This window comes from Halochromatium salexigens (assembly GCF_016653295.1).
Classification (GTDB): Bacteria; Pseudomonadota; Gammaproteobacteria; order Chromatiales; family Chromatiaceae; genus Lamprobacter; species Lamprobacter salexigens.
Genome location: NZ_NHSF01000025.1, coordinates 1 through 21,550 on the forward strand (window position 1 = coordinate 1; position 21,550 = coordinate 21,550).

Here is a 21,550-nt window from a genome sequence, read left to right on the forward strand (position 1 = left end):
AGCGAACACCGGGGGCGTCGGTGTGGCTGTGGGGGTGGGCTTGAGAACCATCGGCTAACAACTCAAGTTTCAACCGCTTTCAGAAAAGCTACTGGTAACATGAGGGTTTCAAATTTGGAATTGCTGGCGATACCGAGAACATCCCGTTGCCGCCCGGCACTGCGCTACCCTTGCCGATGGACTTCGGCCCGGATAAGCCCAACGACCGGCTGGTTGAGGAGTTCCGCGAGACCATCGATGCCTACATGGTGTCCGAGGTCTTGCCCCATGTCCCGGATGCCTGGGTGGACTACGACAAGACGAAGGTGGGCTACGAGATCCCGATCAACCGGCATTTCTATGTCTACAAGCCGCCGGGTCCGTTGGATGAGATCGAGGCTGATATCACTCAGTTGGAAGGGGAGATTGCCGGGCTGCTGAAGGGACTCATCGCTCCATGAAAGACAAGGTTTTGGCCGCGGCATCGCAGCGTATCCTCTTTCTTCCCCACGCGATTCGACAGATCTCGCGCCTGGAGCGCATGATCTCCACAGAGGAGATACGGGATGCCATCTTCCACGGCGAGATTATCGAGGAATACCCGGAGGACGTTCGCGGCGAGAGCTGTCTGGTGCTTTACGCGGCCGGCCAGCGGCCGGTGCATGTGGTATGCGCGCCGCGTGCCGAGTATCTGGCGGTCATCACTGCCTACCGTCCCTCGCCGGACAAGTGGTCCGACGACTTCAGAGTGAGGAAATAGATGATGGAATGCTTCCACTGTAAAGGCGAGCTGGTCTGGTCCAGCGCGCCCCTCAGTGTGGATCGGAATGGCTACCACATCACCTGGGAGTCCGTTCCGGCTTGGGTCTGCACTCAATGTGGCGAGGCGCTGTTCGAGGAGAACGCGCTTCATCATGTCCAACTTGCGCTAGAGCAGGTGGACCGGGAAACCAAGGCCCTGGCGCCGAAGGCCGCCTAGCTTCTGCCAGCCGAGGCTGATTGCCCCGATTTCGTCAACGCCGACCTGATCGCTGCGGGACTGAGTCCGTTCAGACCCGAGGCGGCGGCCTATCGCGCTGGAATCCACCTTGAGCGGCAAGACCTATGTGTCACGCATCCTGGATTGGCGACGTTGGGGGTATCTGGTGGAGCTGTTCTTTCTGAGCCTGCCCAGCGCTGATTTCGCGGTGTCGAGGGGGCGACAACGGGTCCAAGAGGGCGGCCACCACGTACCCGAAGCCACCATCCGCCGTCGCTTCGCCACCGGCTTGGACAATTTCAAGCGTTTGTATCAACCCATCGTCGATGCCTGGGCGATGTGACAATTCAGGCATCACTCCCGTACTCCTGGAACAAAGCAACCGCTATGGCGAACAGCAGCAATGAGCCCATCAGCCCGAAAGACGATTTTCAGGCGGCGTTGACAGCGATGCGGCGAGCCGCGGACAAGGCGCGCCAACGCGCTCGGGCAAGCACCGGTGTCTTGGTCGCTTGGCGCGATGGTCGTATCGTCGAGGAGTTGGTTGACGACACAGGTCAGCTTGAAAGCCGAACGCTGCGTGAAGATGACACGAACGCCCAGCGATAGGGATCAAAGGTGGGTAGTGCCCTGATCCCTTCAGTCTGCCGCTATAACCGCTCTTACTCCACCATGACATCAACCAAGGAGACCACTGATGCCAGCTGCGACCGTCAATGAACTGGGGCAGGTCCAGATCCCGCAGAACCTGCGGCAACGACTGGGAATCGGCCAGGGCAGCCGTGTCCGCTTCGATCTGGTCGATGACCACCTAGAAATGCGCGTTGAACCAACCGACGGCGAGGCGCCAGCAGCCGGATTTGGCATGCTGAAAAGCAAGCGCCCGGCAGTGCCCGCTGACCTCGATCCCGCCTCGTTGGTTCAACCGTGATCGGTCTTGATGCGCTGACCAACAAGGTTCCGCAATGAAGCGAGTATCCATCAGTCCCGACCTGCTGCGCTGGGCACGCGAGCGCGCCGGTCTGCACGTCGAAGACCTCACTGGTCGGTTTCCGAAGCTCGCCGCCTGGGAGCGCGGCGACTTGTCGCCGACCTTCAACCAACTGGAGGCATTCGCCAAGGTCACCCACGTGCCCTTCGGCTTCCTTTTCCTGCCGGAGCCGCCGGATCTGCCGATGCCAATCCCGGACTTCCGCACGCTGCGCAACCGGCAGCCGGGCGCGGTTAGTCCGGATCTTCTGGACACCATCTATGCCATGCAGCACCGTCAGGCGTGGCTGCGCGAGGAGCGGCTGGATGGCGATGCGGAGCCACGTGCTTTCGTTGGCAGCGCCCGCTTGTCGGACGACCCGGAGGCGATCGGGCGAGAGATGCGCCGGCTGCTCGGACTCGGTGACGGTTGGGCGGCGCAGGTGCGGTCCTGGCAGGAGGCTGTGAGCGCCCTGCGCGGTGCCATCGAGGGGCAAGGGGTCATTGCGGTGATCAACGGCATTGTCGGCAACGACACCCACCGCCGGCTGAACGTCGAGGAGTTCCGTGGCTTCGCACTGACCGATGATCTGGCGCCGCTGATCTTCGTCAACGGCGCGGATGCCAAATCGGCCCAGATGTTCACACTGGCCCATGAACTGGCTCACCTCTGGCTCGGTGCCGAAGGGGCGGGGCTGTCCGGTTTCCCCGGCATCTTTCCAGATGGAGGTCGCGTGGAAACCTTTTGCGACCAAGCCGCAGCTGAGTTTCTCGTCCCGGCGGCCGAGCTTCGAGCCCTGTGGCCGCAGGTGAAGCGTGATGCGTCGCCGTTCGAGACGCTCGCGGGCGAATTCAAGGTCAGTCCCATCGTCATCGGACGGCGGGCCATGGACCTAGGGCTGACGGATCGTGCGGCGTTCTTCGATTTCTACGACGCTTGCATCCAGCGCGAGAAAAAGCAGAGGACACAGGGCATCGGGGGCGGCAGCTTCTACAACAGCCAGAACCTGCGGGTGGGCCGGCTGTTTGCCATCCAGGTCATGCGTGCGGCCAAGGAGGGGCGGATCGGGTTCAAGGATGCCTATGACTTGACCGGGTTGCATGGCGGCACCTTCCAAGAGTACGCACGCCGTCTTGGCGTGGACCTGCCATGACGCCAGAGCCGACCTACGTCATCGACTCCGATTGTCTTCATCTCGGCCAAGAACGGCTATTACGCTTTCGTGATCTGTCCGGGCTTCTGGGACAGTCTGATCCACCATCACGAGCAAGGCCGGGTGCACAGCCTGGATCGCATTCAGCAGGAGTTGCTCGCCGGGCGTGAGGACGAGGACCTCGTGCAGTGGGTGAAGAACGACGTGCCCGATAGATTCTTCCTGCCAAGTCAGGACGCAGACGTCATTCGAGCCTACCAGGACGTCATGCTGTGGGTGCAACGCAATTCGCAGTACGTGGACAACGCCAAGGCCAAGTTTGCGACGGAGGCGGACGGCTGGCTGGTGGCTTATGCTCGCGTGATGGGCGTGGACGTCGTGACCAACGAGCAGCCCCGGCCCGAGGCGCGTAGCCGCATCCTGCTGCCCGACGTGTGCAATCGGTTCGATGTGCGTTTCCACGACACTTTTGCCATGCTGAAGTCATTGCAGGTGCGTTATGACTTTGCGAAGGAGAGCTGATGCCTGGGCATGATGAAGCCGCCTTTGAGACTGCCATCGAGTTCGGTCTGACAAGGGCGGGTGGTTACGAGAAGCTCTGGCCGATGGACTACGACGAATCACCAAGCCTGGAACGTTGCGATCACCAACGACCAGTAACGCTACCCCTAGGAGCGTTCAACAATGACGATTGCCGCAGAAGACTTGAGCCGCATGGATTTCTCGATGTAGCCGCTGGCGATCTGGCCCCGGTGCCGCCGGGTGAGGTGTTGGCGCGATCACCTCAATCCGCAGCCATAACGCGCCTGAAAAACGATTCGAAGCTCCGGCATGGCCAGCCTCAGCGTTGCCCGAGCATGTTACCGGCTTCCTGTGGGCGTCACACTCAGGCCATCAAGCAGCCTCAATCCGCTGCGCCACCAGCTTGACGCCTAGCGCATGACAAACACGGTTGATGGTATCGAAACGCGGCTGCGACTCGGGCCGCAAGGCCTTGTAGAGCGCCTCGCGGGTGATGCCACTCGCCTTGGCGATCTCGGTCATGCCGCGTGCGCGGGCCGCCGTTCCGAGTGCCTGCACCAAGGCCGCCGGGTCGTTCTCTTCCAGCACGATGCTCAGATACTCAGCGATGGCCTGTTCGTCTTCCAGGTGCTCGGTGATATCGAACTCAGGCAGATCGGCAATGCGGATCTTCTCGCTCATGACTCAATCCTCCAGAATGGATGCCAAAGCGATGGCTTTGGCGATGTCGGTCTGCTGGGTGGACTTATCTCCGCCGCCCAGCATCAGAATCAGGGTCGCCCCACGCTGGACGTAGTAGAGTCGCCAGCCAGGGCCAAAGAACTCGCGCATCTCAAAGACATCGCCGCCGACGGGTTGCACGTCACCGAGGTTCCCGAGCGACGCCTTTTCGAGTCGGCGCGCTAGACGCCGTCGCGTCAAACTATCTTTGATACCCGATAGCCAAGCGGCGAATTCAGGAGTCTGCTTGATTGTGAACATTGGGCAATCGTAATCACTCGATGACATCGATAGCAACTGTTTAAGCGATCGGCCTGCCGCATCCGCTGATCGGCACCATGCTCGCGGGTCGCCAAGCGCTGCGATTACCGCAGATCGAGAAGCATCTGTCGTCTGTATTTTGGCATGAGTAAACCGATCCGAGGGTCCAGCATGGCCAGCCACAGCGAACGCGATTTCGAGAACGCCATCGAGGCCGAGCTGACTGGCTCTGGTGGCTATGTGGCCCGCCGCCACAGCGCCTACGACGAAACCCTCGCGGCTACAGCGGTATTCGCTCGCTGGTGGCCTTTTCCGGCACGGTCGAGGACCCGGACGATCCTGGCGCGTCCTACACCGAGGTGGCGATGAACGACGGACTCGCCGAACGCGAGCTGCCAGAGACCTTCGAGCGCGACGATTACCGGGTGCTGCTGGTGGCCGAGAAGTACCAGACCGGATTCGATCAGCCGCTGCTGCAGACGATGTATGTGGTCAAGCGCCTGTCCGGCGTGCAAGCCGTGCAGACCCTGTCCCGACTCAATCGCATCGCGCCTGGCAAGTCGCGCACCTTCGTGCTCGATTTCATCAACCAGGAGGATGACATCTATCGCGCCTTCAAGCCTTACTACGAGACGACACCGATTGGCGAGAACGCCGATCCGCACCGTCTCTCCGAGCTGCAACACCACCTGCTCGAGTGGACCATCTTTACGGCAGCGGATGTCAGCGCCTTCGCCACGATTTGGTATCGGCCCAAGCGCGATCACTCAGCGCGCGACCATCAGGCGATGAATGCCGTGCTCGATGCGGTGGTGCAGCGTTTCCAGGATCGGGAGGACGAAGATCGCGAGCAGTTCCGCGGCCAATTGACCGCCTACCGCAACCTCTACGCCTTCCTATCGCAGATCATTCCCTATCAAGACAGCGACCTCGAACGGCTGTATGCGTTCGTCAGGAATCTGCTCGCCAAGCTCCCAGCGCGTGGAGACGGCCAAGCCTTCGTGCTGGATGACGAGGTGGCGCTGCGCTTCTTCCGCCTGCAGCAGATGACCGAGGGCTCCATCGACCTCGGGGAGGGGACAGCCTATCCCTTGAAAGGGCCGACCGATGTGGGGAGCGGCGGCATCAAGGATGAAGCCGTGCCGCTGTCGAGCCTGATCGACCGCCTCAACGAGCGCTTCGGCACCGACTTCAACGAGGCTGATCAGCTGTTCTTCGATCAGATACGCGCCTCCGCGGAGATGAACGAAACCATCAGCGAAGCCGCCCGCGCCAACAACTTTACCAACTTCGCCGCCTACCTGGATCGCACCCTCGACGAGCTGTTCATCGCGCGTATGGAGGGTAACGAGGAGATCTTCAATCGCGTCATGACGGATACCGCGTTTCGCTCAGCGGCGCGTGAGCACTTGGCCCGCGAGATCTTTGAAAGCGTCAGGGAGGTGTAGAGTGTCTGCACCGTTGACGCCCTACCTTGTCGATGCGCCTTCCTGTCAGGGGACGCCATCCCTGAACGACGAGCCCTGAATGACTAGACCGCCTGGGCCAGCCAGCTCCGAGCGGCCTCCAGCTCGGGGCGTTTGAAGTGCTTGAGCTCGGCCTTCATCATCGGATTCAGCATGTTGACGTAGGCGCCAATCCAGCCCTGATCGGCCACCACGGCGACATGGGTGATATCGCTCAGGTGCTCGAAGCTGAATTTGACGTCATCCCAGAGCTTGTTCCAGGGGATGGGTGGCGTTTCCAGCTCGCCGACGTTCTCGAGTAGACGGATGCGGCCGTGACGTTCGATGGCGTCCGTCATGGTCGCGAGCGCGTTGTCGAACTCCTGCGCCGTGATGGAGCCGGAGACCGTCATCTCGACGATGTTGCTGTTCGGTTGTTCGTGGACGTCGATCATGGTGTTGGGACCTCTCAGGTTAGTGACTCTGGCTCAAGTGTGAGTGGCTCTAGCTCCAATGGCTCTAGCTCAGGCGGCTCTCATTCAAGTGGATGCTCGTCGGGTAAGCCTCAGTTGCGCCTCGGTGCTCACCGTCCATGCGCGTGGAATCTGTTCCTGCTTGTCGCGATTGAGCCGACCCGCGGGCTCGGCAGGCGCCTCCGTGGGTTTTGCAATCATGATCCAGATTGCACCCAGCAGCGGCACGATGGCCAAGATACCCCACCAGGTCCAGCGTCGGGCGTCTCGCCAGTACTCTGTTGGGATCACGCCAGTGGCCTCGAAGCTGATGGCCTGGCGCGCTTGGCGGATCTGCGCTGGGATCAGGATCAGCGCCCAAAGCAGTCCCGAGAAGCCAAACAGGATCTGACCCCAGACCAGCCAATGCACGCCGAAGGGATCGAGCCCCGCGACCCATGCCGCGCCGTAGCCCCCAATCAGGATCAGCACCACACCGCCGAGCGTGAACCACCAGTCGGTCAAGGTCACCAGACGCTGGCCAAAGGCGATCACCGACGGCTCGCCGGTGCGGTCGGCACCCAGCTTCCAGATCAGGGTCACGATGACATTGCCGACCAGCAGCACGACGCCGAATAGATGGATGGCTTTCAGGACGGCATAGAGCAAGGCCATCTCCCTCGATGATTGCCTTTTCGGCGGCTCGGCGACTCGGCGGCGCGTTGGCGCGCCTTGCTGCGGTTCGGCGGCGCGCCTTGCTGCGGCTTAGTCGCTCTTCCCGGTTCTAGCTTCAGTATTTGCCCGGATGTTGTTCTACCCTCGGCATCTTGCACAATCCTTGCACCGTTTGGAGAAATCCGAAACTGACAGCGATCTCTGATCTTTGAAGGATGAAATCTTATGCCACTGGAAACCGCGTTTATCGCCGCCGAAGAACGCCTTGATCTGACCGTGCATGGACGTCTCGATCTGAGTTTGACGCAAAGCATGACTGATCTGCTCCGGGAGACACCGCAGGACTTGCGCACCTGTGTCATCGATCTGACGGGGGTCGAGCAGAGCTTCGCTTCGGGGCTCGCCCTTCTGTGGCTGCTCGATGAACGCTTCTCTCGCCGCGGGGTGCGGATCTTGGTCTTCACGGACGACCAGCATCTTCTCCAACAGCTCCCTACCGCAATGCACCACGCCTCACTGAAGCGCGCGCAGGAATGGCTGTTGTAGGCCAGATGACTGTCTGAATGTGTCGGCCTCACCGGGCTCCCCAGCCACGCGGCACCGGCCGGTACGGCGGATGCCGATGCCGGTTGTGCTCGGCGCGGAAGGCGCAGAAGGCCTCGGCGTTGTCGAAGTGCAGGAGATCAACGCCTCAGGATGGCCGCTCACCAGGGCGGTCATGGCCGGGCCGGGACAGGACAGAGACCGACCAGTCCCCAGCCGACACCGAAGAGCGCGGCGCCGACGAGCAGCCGTTGATCGATGTCGTGACGGGTTGGGATGTGGAACTCGGTGTCGAAGAGCGGGCTCGAGCGCTGCTTGATCCAGCGGTAGAACAGCAGGTAGACGCCGGCGGAGCCGGCCATCACGAAGGCGAGACTGGGGTCCCAGTGGCCGCCGAGGTCGAGAAAGCCGATGACCTTTTGCGGCAGGGTCATACCGGAGACGCCAAGACCCACCGCGAACAGGGTGCCGGAGAGGAAGACGACGAGATAGCCAAGCATCAGAATCCCTCCCAGACATGCCGGACCGTGGTCGCGGTGGCGATCGCGAAGCCGACGAAGACCGCGCTCGCGACCAGCGATCGCGGCGCCAGCCGACCGACGCCACAGACCCCATGGCCGCTGGTGCAGCCGGTGCCGATGCGGGTGCCGATGCCGACCAGGAAGCCACCCAGAATGATGGTGGAATCAGAGACGTCGAAGCGCAGGTCCATCGCCGCTGGATGCAGCAGCAGGATCAGGGCCGCCCCGGTCACGAGTCCGAGCAGAAAGACCGCCCGCCAGAGCGTGTCGCCCTTCTGTGGCCTGAGCACGCCGCCCATGATGCCGCTGATGCCGGCGATGCGGCCGTTGAAATAGAGTAAGGCAAGGGCTGCGAAACCGATAAGCACCCCGCCGATCGTTGATAGGACGGGCGTGAAGCCTTCCATCTTGAACAACCTCCGGCTGAAAAACCTATTAGACCGAGAGGTAGCAACAAGCGGGCCAGCATCCTGAACCTGAACCCAGGCCGTATTCAGCTGGGCGACTGAGCGTTCGGGGCAGTGCGCCGTGGTTGGCTAGCCGCGGGTCAATACCACCCGTCGATGGTGGATATCGGCAACGGTTGTTGGAAGACCGAGGCAGCCAGCTGGAGAAGGGTCCAGGGAAAGGGCGTGGGCATGGAGGTTGATTCCGGCATCGCGCTTGCTTGTCGGTTGCTGCCGACAAACCGGCTGATCGCCCGGAGATTGACGATCTGAGACTGACTATCCGGATTGGGCGCGTCTCAGCACGCGCTCACGATCAGCGAGCAGCCATCCCCTCGAACCGACACGGAGACCTTCAATGCCCCGCATCGATTCCGCTTCCACTCGAATCCGCACCAGCATCCGCACCAGCATCCGCACCAGCATCCCACAGAGGGCCTGGCTCAGCCTTCCTATGGGCTTGCTTGGCGCCACGCTGAGCCTGCCACTCGCTGCTGAACCGACCTTGGGTGAGAGCCTGATGCAGGACCGCGATGGCAACACCGTTGGTGCCGTCCTGCTGAGCGAGACCCCCAATGGGGTGTTATTGCACGCGCGCCTCGGTGGACTGCCGGCGGGCGTGCATGCCTTCCATATCCACGAGACTGGTGCCTGCGAGCCACCCTTCGATTCCGCGGGCGGCCATCTCACCGCTGAGGAGGCCAATGCCCACGGCTATCTGGTCGAAGATGGCCCCCATCTGGGTGACATGCCCAACATCCATATCCCCGACAATGGCCGGCTCGAGATCGAGGTGATGACCCGCGTCTCAGACATGGACAAGCAGCTCTTTGATCGCGACGGCGCCGCCCTAGTGATCCACGAAGGTGCCGACGATTACCACTCGCAGCCGTCGGGCGCGGCCGGGCCGCGCATCGCCTGCGGTGTGATCGAGAAGCGCGATACTTAATACAGATCATACCCACTCACTGATCTGGCCTTTCCCTTGCACACGATCTCTTGCAAATGATTGCTGACTCGACGAGGTACTGGCCGCGAGTGCGCCCCGGCCGTCAATCCTTGCCATCTGTGCCCATCATCGAGGGGAGACCGGAATGCCGACTCATCAACTCACCACGCTCAACAGTCACGGTCAGCGCTTCTGGCTTGATAGCCTGTCACGCGACATGCTCGACAACGGCCAGCTCGAATCGCGCATCCGCGAGCAGGGCCTGTCTGGGATTACCTCCAATCCCGCGATCTTTGCGAAGGCCATGGCGGACTCCGCAAGCTACGAGGACCGCATCGCCATTGCGGTCGAGACCCTGGAACGCGACGGCTCGGTGGCCGCCGAGGCGGTCTACGAGCGCCTCGCCACCGATGATGTGCGCGACGCCTGTGATCTGCTGCTACCGGTGCATGAAGCGACCGACTCGCTTTCTGCTCTCCAAGGGCCATGCAGCACCGATCTTATGGGCGGCCTTATCCGAGGCCGGTGCCATCGAGACCGATCCACTGACCCTGCGGCAGCTCGACAGCGATCTCGAAGGCCATCCGACCCCGCGCAACCCCTGGAGCGCCGAGCCGACGGCCGCGACGATCGCCCAGGTCGCCTCGGAGCGAGCGCAGGAAGCGAGCAGCCTACCGCTCAAGGTCGAGTATGCGCTTGGCGAGCAGGTCGCGACCCGAGCCGCCTTCGGTAGCGCCCTGCAGAAGCTTGGCAGCCGCTTTGCCGACCTCGTCGTGCTCGACGGTGACGTGAAGAACTCGACCAAGACCGAGCTGTTCGCCAAGACCTTCCCCGAGCGCTTCATCGAGGCGCAGATCGCCGAGCAGAACATGCTCTCCGCCAGCGGCAAGCGGCCTTGCGTCGCCACCTTTGCGGCCTTTCTCACGCGGGCGCACGATATCATCCGCATGGCCACTCACTCGCAACAACGGCGCATGCTGATCTGTGGCAGCCATGCCGGGATCTCGATCGGGGAGGATGGGCCGTCGCAGATGGGACTCGAGGATATGGCGATGTTCCGGGCCCTCAACGGCACCACCGTGCTCTATCCCGCCGATGCCGTCAGCGCCGAGCGCCTGACCGAGGCCGGGCTCGAGCACGACGGGATCGTCTATCTGCGCACCACGCGCGGCAAGACGCCGGTGCTCTATCAATCCGATGAGCGCTTCGAGATCGGCGGCAGTAAGACACTCGCTGAATCGACCGAGGACCGACTGATGTTGGTGGCTGCGGGCATCACGGTTCACACCGCCCTGGAAGCCAGCACACGACTGCGCGAGCAGGGGATGTGCACGCGGGTGATCGATGCCTACTCGGTCAAGCCGCTCGATGTGGCGACCCTGCAGCGGGCCGCCGAGGAGACCGGCACCCTGCTGGTGATCGAAGATCACAATCGCGACGGCGGGCTCGGTGATCCGGCGTGCTGCTGCTCTTTCTGAGCGCTGCGCTGTTGCCCTTTCATCTCGCCGCCTCTGGTTAGCGGGCGGGCGCGCTATGCGGGTGGCATGATGAGCTTAAGACCCATCGGGGTCCTCCCCTACATCCGCACGCTGCGGCTGAACTACCTTTCCGAGCTGCCAGGTCGGGTGCAGGCGCGATTGCGCGAAAGCTCGAAGGTGCAGAGCGCCGACGAGGACCGTTGGGCGGAGCGGTTGGGTCTTGCGATTGCGCCGCGTCTTTCACTGGTGGATGAGGAGAATGCCTCACTGATCACCGGCGCGGAGCGCGCCTACCTCGAGCAGACCAACGGCAGTGATGCCGGCGACTCTAACGCCGGTGACTCCGACGGGAAAGGGCAGATCGGCTCTGCTGACGAGATCCGTTAATCGATGGACAGAAACAGCTTAGGTGAGGCGAACATGGGCTCTGGGTGTTTTGAGCCATGTCGGGTGCATTTGCCGCCTGCCCAGCAAGCGCCAAGCGAAAGAGGAGCCCCGGATCGGAGATGCGGGGCCAGCATCGGTGCGGTCAAGGATTGGACCGTTAGTTGCTTCATCAGCAGCGATCCGGGTACGAACGTCCCCGGGCACCTGATCGATCCGACGCTCGAGGAGTCACTGCTATGAGAAAAACCGCATCCGCCGCGCGTGGCGCCACTGATTGCCTCGAGATGGGCACTCAGCCGCAAGCCCAAGCCCAAACCCAAACCCAAACAGAGGCCAAGGTCATCCAGCTCGAGCGCTATCGCGCAGAGCGGATCGACGCCTCCGTCTCGGCCGTTCGCCATCGTCTCATCGAGCTGCAGCGTGCGCGCATTCAGGCGGAGCTGAGCGCCGGACGCCTATTGCGAGAGCTGGCCGCGCTACAGCGTGAGCTCAGGGACTGTCGCGCCCGGCTGATCCAATGTGGCGTCATCGACTAGAGCAACGTCGCCGCTGGCCCACCGACCTGTTCGCCGTTCCATTGACTTAGCCCGCCTCAGCCTGCTTGCTCGATCTCGGCGACGGCTTGCTTGACCGAGAGGAAGCTATCCGGATTGACTGAGATCGAATCGATCCCGGCGCGCACCAGGAAGGCAGCGAAGTCCGGGTGGTCGCTCGGCGCCTGGCCGCAGAGCCGACCTTGCGCTCGCGCTCATGGGCGTCGGCGATCACCGAGCCTCCACGAGCCGGGTCGGGGGAACAGTGGTGTTTTTCCTGGATTGATGATGAAATCAGCGCTGGCGTGCTCCCCAAGCCACGTTCACCTTCGCTGACACCGCAACACGATGATTGTCAATCAGCCAGCGAGGCGCTGCTGGCTCATCCTTTGATAAGGAGCCTATGCATGTCGACGTCAAACACGTTGATCCCTTCCGGTGTCCCTGGGCTGGATGATGTCCTGAAGGGCGGACTCCGGCCGGGCCACCTCTACTTTGTCGAAGGCAGTCCGGGCACCGGCAAGACGACCTTCGGACTCCAGTTCTTGCTCGAGGGTGTGCGCCGCGGCGAGCGTTGCCTGCTGATCACCCTCGCCGAGAGTCCGGCTGAGGTTGGCGTGATCGCGGACTCTCACGGTTGGTCGATCGAGGGTCTCGAGCTGCGCGACCTGGTCAGCTCGGACGAGATCCACAGCACGGCGCTGTTCGATCTCTCTGAGATCGCGCTCGATGACCGGGTTCAGGCGGCGCTCGCGGAGATGGATGACCTGAAACCTCAGCGCCTCGTCCTCGACACCCTGGCCGCCTTGCGTGTCTACAGTGATCAGTCCTCGAATTTCCGCCGCCATATCGAGCTCTTCCGCAGCAAGGCCGTCGAGCTTGGCACCACGCTGCTGGTCACCGATGAGGCGAGCGGACCCGTGGAGCGGCACCCGCGCAGTCTGGCCTGGGGCATCATCCGCATGGAGCAGCGGGTCAATGACTACGGACCGGGTCGGCGTTGGCTCTGGCTGCCGAAGCTGCGCGGCCAGCCCTATGTCGGTGGCTTTCATGATCTGCGGATCGAGACCGGTGGGCTGCGGGTCTTTCCGCGGCTTGAGACGGATCGACCGTCGGCGCCAGCACGCGACGGACTCATCTCGAGCGGCAGCGAACCCCTTGATGCACTGCTCGGCGGTGGACTCGAGCGCGGCACCAGCGTCGGCATCATCGGCCCGCCCGGCTGCGGCAAATCGACCTTGGTCAGCAGCTTCGCCATGGCAGCGGCGGAGCGCGGCGAGCGGGTTGCGCTCTATGCCTTCGATGAGTCCTTGACCACCTTTCGCAAGCGTGCCCTCAGCCAGGGACTCGACATCGACGCGGCGTTGGACTCGGATCTGCTGACGCTGCGCCAGATCGACCCTGGCCAGGTCGCGCCGGGGGAGCTTGCGCGTGAGCTTGCCGGTGAGGTTGACTGTAGCAAGACCCAGATCATCATCATCGACAGCCTCAATGGCTATCTGCAGGCGATGCCGAATGACCCCTCGATCAACCTGCAGGTGCATGACCTGCTGAGCTACCTGAGCGCCCATGGCGCGTTGACCTTGGTCACTCTGGCGCAACCAAGCCCCCTGAATCGGCAAGAAGGCCTCTCGGTCGATCTGAGCTATCTGACCGATACCGTCATTGCCCAGCGCTACTTCGAGGCCGGCGGGTCCATTCGCTATGCGCTCTCGGTGATGAAGAAGCGCTATGGCGATCACGAACGTACCATCCGCGAGTACAAGATCGGCACCGGCGGGGTCATCGTCGGCGAGCCGCTGAGCGAATTCCGCGGTGTGCTCACGGGTCTGCCTGAGTATCTCGGCGAAGACAAGCCGCTGCTCTGAGCCATGCGCATGGCTGATCACATCCCCAATCGCACCGAGCGCATCCTGATCTTGGCACCCAGCCTGAATGATGCCTCGCTCTGTGAGCGTTTCCTCCGCCAGGCCCAGCTGCAGCCTTATATCTGTGCCGATACCGCCGCACTGTGCTCAGCGTTGTCGGCGTCTGCTGCGGCCCTGGTGGTCGCAGACGAGGCGTTGCGTGGTGATGCCGGTGTCTGCATCCGCGAGCAGTTCGCGCAGCAGGAAGAGTGGTCGTCGCTGCCGTTGATCGTGCTCACCCGGCGGCTTGCCAAGGCCAGTCTCGAGGCCTTGGACGACTACGACATCTACGGTCATGTGCGGCTGATCGAGCGGCCCGTGAACAGCACCGTCTTTGTCAATGCGGTGAAGATGGCCCTGCGCGAGCGGCACCAACAGTATCGGATTCGGGATCTGCTCAACGAGCGTGCCGAGCATGTGGCCCAGCGCGATGAGTTCCTAGCCACGCTTGGCCATGAGCTGCGCAATCCGCTCGCGGCGATCATGACCTGCGGCGAGGTCTTGGACTCGCTGCAGCTCGAGGCACCAGCCGCCGCGCGTTGCCTGAGCGTCATCTCGACGCAGTCGGCACAGATCAAGCGCCTGCTCGACGATCTGTCCGATATCTCGCGCATCGCCCGCCGCAAGCTCAGCCTGCAGTGCGAGCCGCTGGATTTGAGCACCACGCTGCAGGAGGTCGTGGTCCAGGTCCAATCGACGCTCGAGGCCAACAGCCAACGCCTCGCGCTCGACATCAGCGATGAGCCCATGCCGCTGCTGGCCGATGCCACCCGGCTGCGCCAGATCTTCGCCAACCTGCTGGTCAACGCTAGCCGCTATTCGCCGGCGGAGAGCGAGATTCGGCTCAGCGCCGGCTCGCACAATGGCTTGGCCGACGTCTGCATCTGCGATCAGGGCGTCGGCATGAGCGCCGAGACCCAGGCGCGGATCTTCGAGCCCTTCTTTCAGGCCCCGCAGCGCGACGGTGAGCCACAGACATCAGGCTCCGGGTTGGGGGTCGGCCTCACGCTGGCACGCTCGCTGGTCGAGATGCATGCCGGCTCGATCCACGCCGAGAGTGACGGGCCTGGCCAAGGCAGCCAATTCCGGGTGCTGCTGCCGCTGCAGACAGCGCCGTCGACCGAGGCCGGTTGCTCCCTGCAAACGCAGCAAGGGCCAGGGCAGCAAGGGACAGGGCAGCAAGAACCGACACAGCAAGGGGCAGGGCAAGAACCGACACAGCAAGCGCCGGCGCACATGGCTTCGGACCCGTCGCAACGCATCCTGTTGATCGAGGACAATCTGGACTTCGGCAACGGTCTAAAGCGGCTGCTGGAGCAGCGTGGGCATGATGTGGTGCTCGCGCGCGACGGCCCCGGAGGCCTCAGCGCGGCCGAGTCCCACCGGCCCGACGTCGTGGTGCTCGACATCGGCCTGCCGGGTCTCGACGGCTACGAGGTCGCGACGCGACTGCGCAGCCTCAGGGGCTTCGTTGGAGTGCGGGTGATCGCGGTGACCGGCTTCGGCCGGGAGCTGGACCGCCGCCGCTCCCGCCGCGCCGGCATCGACCGCCACCTGGTCAAGCCGGTCGCGATGCCGGAGCTCGAAGCCGCCATTGCCGGGCGCTAATGCGTTAATGCGGTAACGCGGTAACGCGCTAATCGCCGGGCTGCCGATCACACGCCGGATTGCGACCTCTTGCCCGGCGATCTTGCTGTCTCTATCAGGCAACCGCGCCCGTTCCGAGCCAGGTCCGCAACAGGAAACCAGCGCCGTAGGCCAGTACCGCGGCGCCGCCGCCGGTGAGTAGGGTCTCGAGACCGGAGCGGAACCGCGACTGATCCAACGCCCAGCCTTTGGTGATGCCGACGCCCAGGAACGCCAGCGAGGTTGCGGCGATGCTGGCGATGAAGGCTTGGTCGAGGCTGAGGACGGGTATCGCGAACGGGATCAGCGGGATCGCGCCGACGAGCACGAACGCGGCGAAGGTCGCCGCACCCGACTGCAACGGCTGGCCGGTATCGCCTGGCTGCAGACCGAACTCCTCTTGGGTGATGGTCTTGGCCCAAAGCTCGGGGTCTTCGGCGATGGTCTTGACGATGCGATCCAGCGTCTCGCCCTCGAAGCCTTTGGCGGCGAAGACCTCGCGCAGCTCGGCGCATTGGTGCTCCGGGATCTCCTCGATGTGCCGCAGCTCCTCACGATGGGCCTGATCGGCGGCCTGGGCATCGCTCTTGGTGCTGACAGAGATCGCCGACCTGCGGCAGGCGATCATGATTGTGGGTGCGATCGATTCCTTGGCGACAGGTGATTCGATCGTGACGAGCGCCGACGCCGGATCAGGTGATGCGCCACCAGCTTGCCGAGCTGCACCAGGATCAGCGGCAGCAGCGAGAACCCGAGGATCAGCAGCCATTCGCCAACGGTTGGGATCTCGATCGAGAGGATCGCCGCCAGCGGCGCGATGTAGGTGGCGACGATCAGCAGCGCGACGCCGATGGCGATCGCGATCCAGACATAGGAATTACGCGTGACCTCGTTGAGCAGCAGCGGCGACTCGGTGTCGCGCATGTTCAGCACATGCCAAAGCCGGGCGAAGCCGAAGGTCAGGAAGCTGATAGTCACCGCATGGGCGGTGTCGAGCTGCATCGGCCCGAGCGCGATGGCAAAGGCGATCAGGACCGTCGCCGCGATCAGCGCCCCATAGCCGCCGACAGCGGCCCAATGGCGGCGCATCAGGATGGGCTCGTCGGGGGCGCGCGGTGGCTGCTGCATCACGCCGCGCTCGCCGGGACTCAGGCCGAGCGCGAGCGCGGGCATCACATCGGAAACGAAATTGATGTAGAGGATCTGCAGCGGCAGCAAGGGCAGAGGCGCCGCCACCAGCGCCGCCGCCGCCACCGCCATGATCTCGGCGAGATTGCCGGAGAGCAGATAGACGATGAAACGGCGGATGTTGCTGAAGATGGTCCGCCCGTGCTCGATGGCTGCGACCAGGGTCGCGAAGGCATCGTCCTTGAGCACCATGTCCGAGGCCTCGCGCGCGACCTCGGTGCCGCGCTGACCCATGGCGATGCCGATGTCGGCCTTCTTCAGGGCCGGCGCGTCGTTGACCCCGTCGCCGGTCATGCCGACGATCCAGCCGGCGTCTTGATAGAGGCCGATCAGCTGCAGCTTCTCCTCGGGGCTGATGCGCGCGAACACCGAGCGCTCGAGCAGCTCGCGACGCTCGTCATCATCGAGCTGCTCGAGATCGTCGAGCCGCGCGCCTTCGATCGCCGGCTCGTCGCTGCCAGCGATGCCGATCTCGGCGGCGATAGCCTGCGCCGTGGCGGCATGATCGCCGGTGCCCATCACGATGCGAATGCCAGCCTGCTGGCAGGCCGCGATCACGTCCTGGATGCCGCGGCGGGGTGGGTCGTAGAGGCCGGCCAGGCCGAGCAGGGTGAGGCGTTGATAGGGGTCTTCGTCCTCGCGCTCCGCTTGGCGTTGTGCCAGCGCCAGCACCCGCAGCCCGTCAGCGGCAAGCGCCTCGCTGCGTTGCTGCCAGTGTTCGCGCGCCTCATCGTCCAGCGAGGTCTGGCCGTCCGCGGTGAGGACCTGGTCGCAGACGTCGAGCACCGACTCCGGCGCGCCTTTGACGGCGATGCGGAAGCCGTCATCGCTTTGGTGCACGGTCGCCATCATCTTCAGGTCGGGATCGAAGCTGATCTCGCGCTGCTCTGGCCAACGCTCGAGCAGCTCGGGGCGGTGTAGGCCGGCGAGTGCCGCGGCTTCCAGCAGGGAGACCTCGGTGGGGTCGCCGGTGGCGTTGGAGATGGCATCGGCATTGCCGCCCGCGGCAGCACGCGCATCGGAATCCTCAGGGATTGCTTGGCTCCCGAGCTCGGCGTTGTTGCAAAGGGCGCCGGTCTCGAGGGCAGCGCGCGCGGCCGGCTCGTTGGCCAGGTCTAGCGGCTCGCCGTCGAGAGTGATCCGCGCGCCGGCTCTGACGTCGTCGTCGCCGCTGCCTTCTTCGCGATGGCGCTCGTCTCGACGGCCGTCTTCGTCGTGACGACTGTGTTCGTCTTGACGGCGGCCTTCGGTCGCTTGCGTCGTCGTCTGGCCTGGGCGCTCGAAGCGCAATGTGCCTTGCTCGAGGGCGAGCTGTGCCAGCACCATCCGGTTCTCGGTGAGGGTGCCGGTCTTGTCGGTGAAGATCAGGCTTGCGGCACCGAGCGTCTCCACCGCTGAGAGCCGCTTCACCACCGCGTTGCGCCGGGCCATCTGACGCATGCCCTGGGCCAAAGCCAGGGTCGCGACCACGGGCAGTCCCTCGGGAACCGCGGCGATGGCCAGTGCGATGGCCGTCTCCAGCATCACGAGCAGATCCTTGCCGGCAATCAGACCCGCGCCGGCGACTACCACCGCAATCGCCAGCGTCAGCCAGACCAGACGCCGACCGAGGCGATCGAGACGCTTCTCCAGCGGGGTCGTGGACTGCTCGGCCTGTGCCACCAGATCCGAGATGTGGCCCAGCTCCGTCTCCATGCCGGTGGCAACAACGACGCCGCTACCCGAGCCCTGGGTCACGGCGGTGCCCTTGTAGGCCATGTTGTAGCGCTCGCCAAGCGGCGGCTCTTTGTCGGCCTTATTCGTCTTCTCCGCTTCCTTGTCTTCCGGCGCTTCGTCCTCCGGCGCTTCTTCTGATGCGGACTCGATCGCCTCGGTCCGCTTGTCGACCGGCACCGACTCGCCGGTCAGCGCGGCCTCATCGCATTGCAGTCGATTCGCCTCGAGCAGGCGCAGATCGGCCGGCACCAGGTCGCCGGCATCGAGCAGCACAATGTCGCCGGGTACCAGCTCATCGGCTGGGATCTCGCGGCTGTGGCCCTCACGCAGCACCCGCGTCTGGGTCTTGCCCATGCGCTGCAGGGCCTCCATCGCGCGCGTTGCCCGCAGCTCCATCGCGAAGCCGATGATGGTGTTGACCAGGATCGCGGCACCAATGGCAATGGCCTCGATGACCTGCCCGAACAGCAGCGCTGCACCAGAGGCTGCCAGCAACAGCAGCACGACGATGCTGGTGAGCTGATCGATCAGGATGCGCCAGGCCGGGCGCGAGCGCGTCTGGCGTAGCGCATTGCGGCCATACTGCTCGCGCCGCTCGCGCACCTCGGCTTCGGAGAGGCCGTGGTCGGCGTCGCTGTCGAACTGCTCGAGCGCGGTCTCTGGCTGCTGTCGGTAGAACGCGGTCATTGGTAGAGACGGGCTGCCTCGCGCACCATTTGGGTGGCATAGCCCCATTCGTTGTCATACCAGGCCATGACCTTGACCAGGTCATCGTCAACGACGCGGGTCAAGCCCAGGTCGACGATCGAGGCGTGGGCGTCCTGGATGACGTCGGAGGAGACAATCGGCTCCTCGATGATCGATAGGACCTTCGAGTAACGGGGGTTCAGCGACTCCTCCATGAAGACCTTGTTGACCTCCTCGCGCGAGGTCGCCCGGCTGGTGACGAAGGTGATGTCTGCCAGCGAGCCCACCGCAACCGGCGCTCGCACAGCGAGTCCATCGAACTCGATCGGATGATCGCCAAGCACGCGGTTGGTGGCCTCGGCCGCGCCGGTGCTGGTGGGCACCAGGTTGATCGCCGCGGCCCGGCCGCGCTCCATGCGCTTGGAGGGCGCATCGACCGTCTCCTGAGTCGAGGTGTAGGCATGCACGGTCGTCATCATGGCCTTGGCGACACCGATGCGCCGCTGCATGACCTCGGTCACTGGCGCGATGCAGTTAGTGGTGCAGCTGGCGCAGGAGAAGATCGGCGCGGTGCCGGAGTCATTGACGCCCGGGACGATCATCGGGATGCTCTCGTCCTTGGCTGGAGCGGAGAGCATGACCTTACGGGCGCCGGCCTCAAGGTGGCGTTGCAGGGCGTCCCGGTCCCGGAACGCGCCGGTGCACTCGAAGACCAGATCGACGTCCAGATCCTTCCAGGGTGACAGCAACGGGTCCTCGTGGTTAGACAGCGGGATGCGCTGGCCATCGATGACCAGTTGACCGGCTTGGCTGGCGACCTCATGCGTCGAGCGCCCGTACACCGAATCGTAGCGGAGCAGGTAGGCGAGCTGCTCATGGTCGGCCAGATCGTTGACACCGACCAGCTCGAGGCTGGGCTCCTCCATCACCAGCTTCAGGGTGGCGCGTCCGATACGCCCGAGTCCGTTGATTGCGATTCTTGCCATGATCGTGACTCCTCAGGGTTGCGTGGGCTCAGGTCAGGATTGCGTTGGCTCAGGATTAGATGGGCTTAGGATTGCTTGGGCTCAGGATTGCTTGGGGCTCGGATGATGCTCATGGGTCTGGACCTGTGAGCGCAGCTGTTCCAGGTCTTGCTTGCGGTACAGATTGGCATCGCGCGTCTTGACCGCAGCCGCTGCGGCGGCAACCCCATCGCGGGCTGCGTCGGACAGCGTGCCGTCTTGGGTCAGCCGATGGATCAAGGCGCTGACGAAGCTGTCACCAGCCCCCATCGGGGCTCGGCCTTGCACCGACGGTGGCTGCAGGTGCAGACGCAGGCCATCGCTAGCAAGCACCGCTCCTTGGCTGCCCAAGGTGACGACGATGGCCTTAGCGGCCCCTTGGTCGAGCAGCGCTTCCATGCCGGCGAGATAGGCCTCAGGCTCCTCGCGCTCGACCTTGAACAGCTGGTGGCATTCGTGACGGTTGGGCTTGATCAGGAACAGCGGCGGCTGGGCGCGCAGGGTGGCATCGAGCGTTGGCGCCGCGGTGTCGAGCACCACCCGGATACCGCGCTGCGAGACGCGTTGAGCCACCTCGGCATAGAAATCCGCGGGCACGCCGGGTGGCAGACTGCCACTGAGCACCAGATAACGAGGCGCTGGGGCGATCGCCTCGAGCGCCTCGGGAACGGCCTGCCAGTCGCGCTCGGCAAGCTGGGGACCGGGAAACACCAGATGGAAGACCCGCGGTGATTCGAGGTGCGGTGCCTGCTCCGCCAAGGAGAGATTCTCGCGGATGTCGCCGTCGATCGGCAGCGATTGGGTGCGGATGCCAGCCTGCTCCAGCAGACCATCGAGCCGTTGGCCGGTCGCTCCGCCGGACGGATAGACTGCGAGCACATCGGTGCCGAGCCGATGCAGCCCTCGGGCAACGTTGATGCCGCCGCCGCCGGGCGTGCGGCGCGGTAGACTGCAGCGTGTCTTCTGCCCCGGCTTCAGCTGCTCGGTCTCGCTACTCAGATCAAGCGCCGGGTTCATGGTCAGAGTGACGACGTCGGGCATCCCGGATCTCCATGATGAGGTTCACGTGAGGTTCACGATGACGTTGCGTTGAAGCGATGCGCTTGGCTGCCGGCACGGGCTGCTCGGCTCCCGTTAGGTTGTCTTGTTCCCCTTGAGCCTTGGTCCCCTTGAAAGGGGTCAGCCCCATGCGCGCTCTCGCTCTCGCGTTGTGCTATCTCGACTCGAGCAGAATGCATGCCACTCGTGACTTTTCTGAGCCGGTCGGTCATCGGTGCCATCCCGCTCGGGGTGATCGTTGCCGTGCTCAGGCCTTGGCGCTGAGCTAGAGGGCGCGAGTGAGGGCGGCTTACGGAGTCGTTGCTGCCTTGCTCTGACCTTGGTCCTGGCCGCAGCGGGGCCGACCGCTG

25 protein-coding genes and 2 pseudogenes are annotated in these 21,550 nt (G+C 63.8%); 16 read left to right on the plus strand and 11 right to left on the minus strand.

The genetic code is table 11. From position 1 onward, the window contains the following. The first annotated feature begins 146 nt into the window (after nt 1-146). From CCR82_RS04615 to CCR82_RS04645, 7 genes are all read left to right on the plus strand, one after another. A complete protein-coding gene (locus CCR82_RS04615) occupies nt 147-440 on the plus strand; it encodes a hypothetical protein (RefSeq protein WP_420827311.1) in 294 nt (97 codons plus the stop codon). After that, nucleotides 437-739, plus strand: a complete 303-nt coding sequence (locus CCR82_RS04620) for a DUF4258 domain-containing protein (RefSeq protein WP_201244242.1) — start codon at nt 437-439, stop codon at nt 737-739. Before CCR82_RS04615 ends, CCR82_RS04620 begins: the two co-directional genes overlap by 4 nt. Next, nucleotides 740-958: a YgiT-type zinc finger protein gene (locus CCR82_RS04625; RefSeq protein WP_201244243.1), complete on the plus strand. Its 219-nt coding sequence runs from the start codon at nt 740-742 to the stop codon at nt 956-958. 109 nt (nt 959-1,067) lie between these two features. Then, nucleotides 1,068-1,301, plus strand: coding sequence for a hypothetical protein (locus tag CCR82_RS04630; RefSeq protein WP_201244244.1), 234 nt, complete (start codon nt 1,068-1,070; stop codon nt 1,299-1,301). Nucleotides 1,302-1,655: 354 nt separating this feature from the next. Beyond that, nucleotides 1,656-1,889, plus strand: coding sequence for an AbrB/MazE/SpoVT family DNA-binding domain-containing protein (locus tag CCR82_RS04635; RefSeq protein ID WP_201244245.1), 234 nt, complete (start codon nt 1,656-1,658; stop codon nt 1,887-1,889). A gap of 151 nt (nt 1,890-2,040) precedes the next feature. Beyond that, nucleotides 2,041-3,081: an ImmA/IrrE family metallo-endopeptidase gene (locus CCR82_RS04640; RefSeq protein ID WP_242513256.1), complete on the plus strand. Its 1,041-nt coding sequence runs from the start codon at nt 2,041-2,043 to the stop codon at nt 3,079-3,081. 69 nt (nt 3,082-3,150) lie between these two features. Then, entirely contained in the window at nt 3,151-3,603 is a 453-nt protein-coding gene (locus CCR82_RS04645) for a DUF4411 family protein (RefSeq protein WP_201244247.1), read from the plus strand. A gap of 372 nt (nt 3,604-3,975) precedes the next feature. On the opposite strand, the gene CCR82_RS04650 is transcribed toward CCR82_RS04645, so the two are convergent. Both CCR82_RS04650 and CCR82_RS04655 read right to left on the minus strand, forming a co-directional pair. Further along, nucleotides 3,976-4,284 carry an addiction module antidote protein gene (locus tag CCR82_RS04650; protein WP_201244248.1) on the minus strand — a complete coding sequence of 103 codons (309 nt, stop codon included), beginning with the start codon at nt 4,282-4,284 and terminating at the stop codon, nt 3,976-3,978. A gap of 3 nt (nt 4,285-4,287) precedes the next feature. After that, a complete protein-coding gene (locus CCR82_RS04655; protein WP_201244249.1) occupies nt 4,288-4,584 on the minus strand; it encodes a type II toxin-antitoxin system RelE/ParE family toxin in 297 nt (98 codons plus the stop codon). A 278-nt stretch (nt 4,585-4,862) separates the two neighbouring features. Here CCR82_RS04655 and CCR82_RS04660 point away from each other — a divergent pair. Beyond that, nucleotides 4,863-6,032, plus strand: a pseudogene (locus CCR82_RS04660) (type I restriction enzyme subunit R domain-containing protein); the annotation flags it as partial. Nucleotides 6,033-6,115: 83 nt separating this feature from the next. Here CCR82_RS04660 and CCR82_RS04665 read toward each other — a convergent pair. Continuing rightward, the gene (locus CCR82_RS04665) at nt 6,116-6,484 is read right to left on the minus strand and encodes a SpoIIAA family protein (RefSeq protein ID WP_201244250.1); all 369 of its coding nucleotides are present in this window, start codon (nt 6,482-6,484) and stop codon (nt 6,116-6,118) included. Between the two features lie 84 nt (nt 6,485-6,568). Then, a complete protein-coding gene (locus tag CCR82_RS04670) occupies nt 6,569-7,150 on the minus strand; it encodes a DUF2269 family protein (protein WP_201244251.1) in 582 nt (193 codons plus the stop codon). 231 nt (nt 7,151-7,381) lie between these two features. On the opposite strand from CCR82_RS04670, the gene CCR82_RS04675 reads away from it, so the two are divergent. Beyond that, nucleotides 7,382-7,702, plus strand: a complete 321-nt coding sequence (locus tag CCR82_RS04675) for a hypothetical protein (protein ID WP_201244252.1) — start codon at nt 7,382-7,384, stop codon at nt 7,700-7,702. A 170-nt stretch (nt 7,703-7,872) separates the two neighbouring features. Here CCR82_RS04675 and CCR82_RS04680 read toward each other — a convergent pair whose 3' ends face one another. Continuing rightward, the gene (locus CCR82_RS04680; protein WP_201244253.1) at nt 7,873-8,199 is read right to left on the minus strand and encodes a DUF6691 family protein; all 327 of its coding nucleotides are present in this window, start codon (nt 8,197-8,199) and stop codon (nt 7,873-7,875) included. Next, the gene (locus tag CCR82_RS04685) at nt 8,199-8,627 is read right to left on the minus strand and encodes a YeeE/YedE family protein (RefSeq protein ID WP_201244254.1); all 429 of its coding nucleotides are present in this window, start codon (nt 8,625-8,627) and stop codon (nt 8,199-8,201) included. Before CCR82_RS04685 ends, CCR82_RS04680 begins: the two co-directional genes overlap by 1 nt. 397 nt (nt 8,628-9,024) lie before the next feature. Between CCR82_RS04685 and CCR82_RS04690 the strand changes: the two genes are divergently transcribed. The 5 genes and pseudogenes from CCR82_RS04690 to CCR82_RS04705 all read left to right on the plus strand — a co-directional run bounded on the left by CCR82_RS04690 (nt 9,025) and on the right by CCR82_RS04705 (nt 12,016). After that, nucleotides 9,025-9,615 carry a superoxide dismutase family protein gene (locus tag CCR82_RS04690; RefSeq protein ID WP_201244255.1) on the plus strand — a complete coding sequence of 197 codons (591 nt, stop codon included), beginning with the start codon at nt 9,025-9,027 and terminating at the stop codon, nt 9,613-9,615. Between the two features lie 217 nt (nt 9,616-9,832). Continuing rightward, nucleotides 9,833-10,030, plus strand: a pseudogene (locus CCR82_RS19285) (transaldolase family protein); the annotation flags it as partial. A 34-nt stretch (nt 10,031-10,064) separates the two neighbouring features. Continuing rightward, nucleotides 10,065-11,093 carry a transketolase C-terminal domain-containing protein gene (locus CCR82_RS04695; protein WP_242513257.1) on the plus strand — a complete coding sequence of 343 codons (1,029 nt, stop codon included), beginning with the start codon at nt 10,065-10,067 and terminating at the stop codon, nt 11,091-11,093. 66 nt (nt 11,094-11,159) lie between these two features. Continuing rightward, nucleotides 11,160-11,480, plus strand: coding sequence for a hypothetical protein (locus CCR82_RS04700; protein WP_201244257.1), 321 nt, complete (start codon nt 11,160-11,162; stop codon nt 11,478-11,480). Between the two features lie 236 nt (nt 11,481-11,716). Beyond that, complete coding sequence (locus tag CCR82_RS04705) at nt 11,717-12,016, plus strand: hypothetical protein (RefSeq protein ID WP_201244258.1); 300 nt, start codon at nt 11,717-11,719, stop codon at nt 12,014-12,016. 56 nt (nt 12,017-12,072) lie between these two features. Here the strand turns inward: CCR82_RS04705 and CCR82_RS18455 are convergent, their stop codons facing one another. After that, a complete protein-coding gene (locus CCR82_RS18455) occupies nt 12,073-12,162 on the minus strand; it encodes a hypothetical protein (RefSeq protein WP_338073099.1) in 90 nt (29 codons plus the stop codon). 258 nt (nt 12,163-12,420) lie between these two features. On the opposite strand from CCR82_RS18455, the gene CCR82_RS04715 reads away from it, so the two are divergent. Beyond that, nucleotides 12,421-13,881, plus strand: a complete 1,461-nt coding sequence (locus CCR82_RS04715; RefSeq protein ID WP_201244259.1) for an ATPase domain-containing protein — start codon at nt 12,421-12,423, stop codon at nt 13,879-13,881. Nucleotides 13,882-13,890: 9 nt separating this feature from the next. Further along, entirely contained in the window at nt 13,891-15,528 is a 1,638-nt protein-coding gene (locus CCR82_RS04720) for a hybrid sensor histidine kinase/response regulator (RefSeq protein ID WP_201244260.1), read from the plus strand. Between the two features lie 94 nt (nt 15,529-15,622). Here the strand turns inward: CCR82_RS04720 and CCR82_RS04725 are convergent, their stop codons facing one another. The 4 genes from CCR82_RS04725 to CCR82_RS04740 form a co-directional block, all read right to left on the minus strand. Further along, nucleotides 15,623-16,174: a VIT1/CCC1 transporter family protein gene (locus CCR82_RS04725; RefSeq protein ID WP_201244261.1), complete on the minus strand. Its 552-nt coding sequence runs from the start codon at nt 16,172-16,174 to the stop codon at nt 15,623-15,625. Next, nucleotides 16,171-19,137 carry a cation-translocating P-type ATPase gene (locus CCR82_RS04730; RefSeq protein ID WP_201244262.1) on the minus strand — a complete coding sequence of 989 codons (2,967 nt, stop codon included), beginning with the start codon at nt 19,135-19,137 and terminating at the stop codon, nt 16,171-16,173. The genes CCR82_RS04725 and CCR82_RS04730 overlap by 4 nt, the downstream gene beginning before the upstream one ends. Next, nucleotides 19,134-20,123: a type I glyceraldehyde-3-phosphate dehydrogenase gene (locus CCR82_RS04735; RefSeq protein ID WP_201244263.1), complete on the minus strand. Its 990-nt coding sequence runs from the start codon at nt 20,121-20,123 to the stop codon at nt 19,134-19,136. The genes CCR82_RS04730 and CCR82_RS04735 overlap by 4 nt, the downstream gene beginning before the upstream one ends. Nucleotides 20,124-20,204: 81 nt before the next feature. After that, nucleotides 20,205-21,182 (minus strand): 1-phosphofructokinase family hexose kinase, encoded by a 978-nt coding sequence (locus CCR82_RS04740; RefSeq protein ID WP_201244264.1) that lies wholly within the window; start codon nt 21,180-21,182, stop codon nt 20,205-20,207. Nucleotides 21,183-21,550: the final 368 nt, after the last annotated feature.

Coding starts and splice junctions, on each gene's coding strand:
- CCR82_RS04620 (WP_201244242.1), top strand. CDS start 437: ATGAAAGACAAGGTTTTGGCCGCGGCATCGCAGCGTATCCTCTTTCTT.
- CCR82_RS04625 (WP_201244243.1), top strand. CDS start 740: ATGATGGAATGCTTCCACTGTAAAGGCGAGCTGGTCTGGTCCAGCGCG.
- CCR82_RS04635 (WP_201244245.1), top strand. CDS start 1,656: ATGCCAGCTGCGACCGTCAATGAACTGGGGCAGGTCCAGATCCCGCAG.
- CCR82_RS04650 (WP_201244248.1), bottom strand. CDS start 4,284: ATGAGCGAGAAGATCCGCATTGCCGATCTGCCTGAGTTCGATATCACC.
- CCR82_RS04655 (WP_201244249.1), bottom strand. CDS start 4,584: ATGTTCACAATCAAGCAGACTCCTGAATTCGCCGCTTGGCTATCGGGT.
- CCR82_RS04665 (WP_201244250.1), bottom strand. CDS start 6,484: ATGATCGACGTCCACGAACAACCGAACAGCAACATCGTCGAGATGACG.
- CCR82_RS04675 (WP_201244252.1), top strand. CDS start 7,382: ATGCCACTGGAAACCGCGTTTATCGCCGCCGAAGAACGCCTTGATCTG.
- CCR82_RS04680 (WP_201244253.1), bottom strand. CDS start 8,199: ATGCTTGGCTATCTCGTCGTCTTCCTCTCCGGCACCCTGTTCGCGGTG.
- CCR82_RS04685 (WP_201244254.1), bottom strand. CDS start 8,627: ATGGAAGGCTTCACGCCCGTCCTATCAACGATCGGCGGGGTGCTTATC.
- CCR82_RS04690 (WP_201244255.1), top strand. CDS start 9,025: ATGCCCCGCATCGATTCCGCTTCCACTCGAATCCGCACCAGCATCCGC.
- CCR82_RS04695 (WP_242513257.1), top strand. CDS start 10,065: ATGAAGCGACCGACTCGCTTTCTGCTCTCCAAGGGCCATGCAGCACCG.
- CCR82_RS04700 (WP_201244257.1), top strand. CDS start 11,160: ATGATGAGCTTAAGACCCATCGGGGTCCTCCCCTACATCCGCACGCTG.
- CCR82_RS04705 (WP_201244258.1), top strand. CDS start 11,717: ATGAGAAAAACCGCATCCGCCGCGCGTGGCGCCACTGATTGCCTCGAG.
- CCR82_RS04715 (WP_201244259.1), top strand. CDS start 12,421: ATGTCGACGTCAAACACGTTGATCCCTTCCGGTGTCCCTGGGCTGGAT.
- CCR82_RS04720 (WP_201244260.1), top strand. CDS start 13,891: ATGGCTGATCACATCCCCAATCGCACCGAGCGCATCCTGATCTTGGCA.
- CCR82_RS04725 (WP_201244261.1), bottom strand. CDS start 16,174: ATGATCGCCTGCCGCAGGTCGGCGATCTCTGTCAGCACCAAGAGCGAT.
- CCR82_RS04730 (WP_201244262.1), bottom strand. CDS start 19,137: ATGACCGCGTTCTACCGACAGCAGCCAGAGACCGCGCTCGAGCAGTTC.
- CCR82_RS04735 (WP_201244263.1), bottom strand. CDS start 20,123: ATGGCAAGAATCGCAATCAACGGACTCGGGCGTATCGGACGCGCCACC.
- CCR82_RS04740 (WP_201244264.1), bottom strand. CDS start 21,182: ATGCCCGACGTCGTCACTCTGACCATGAACCCGGCGCTTGATCTGAGT.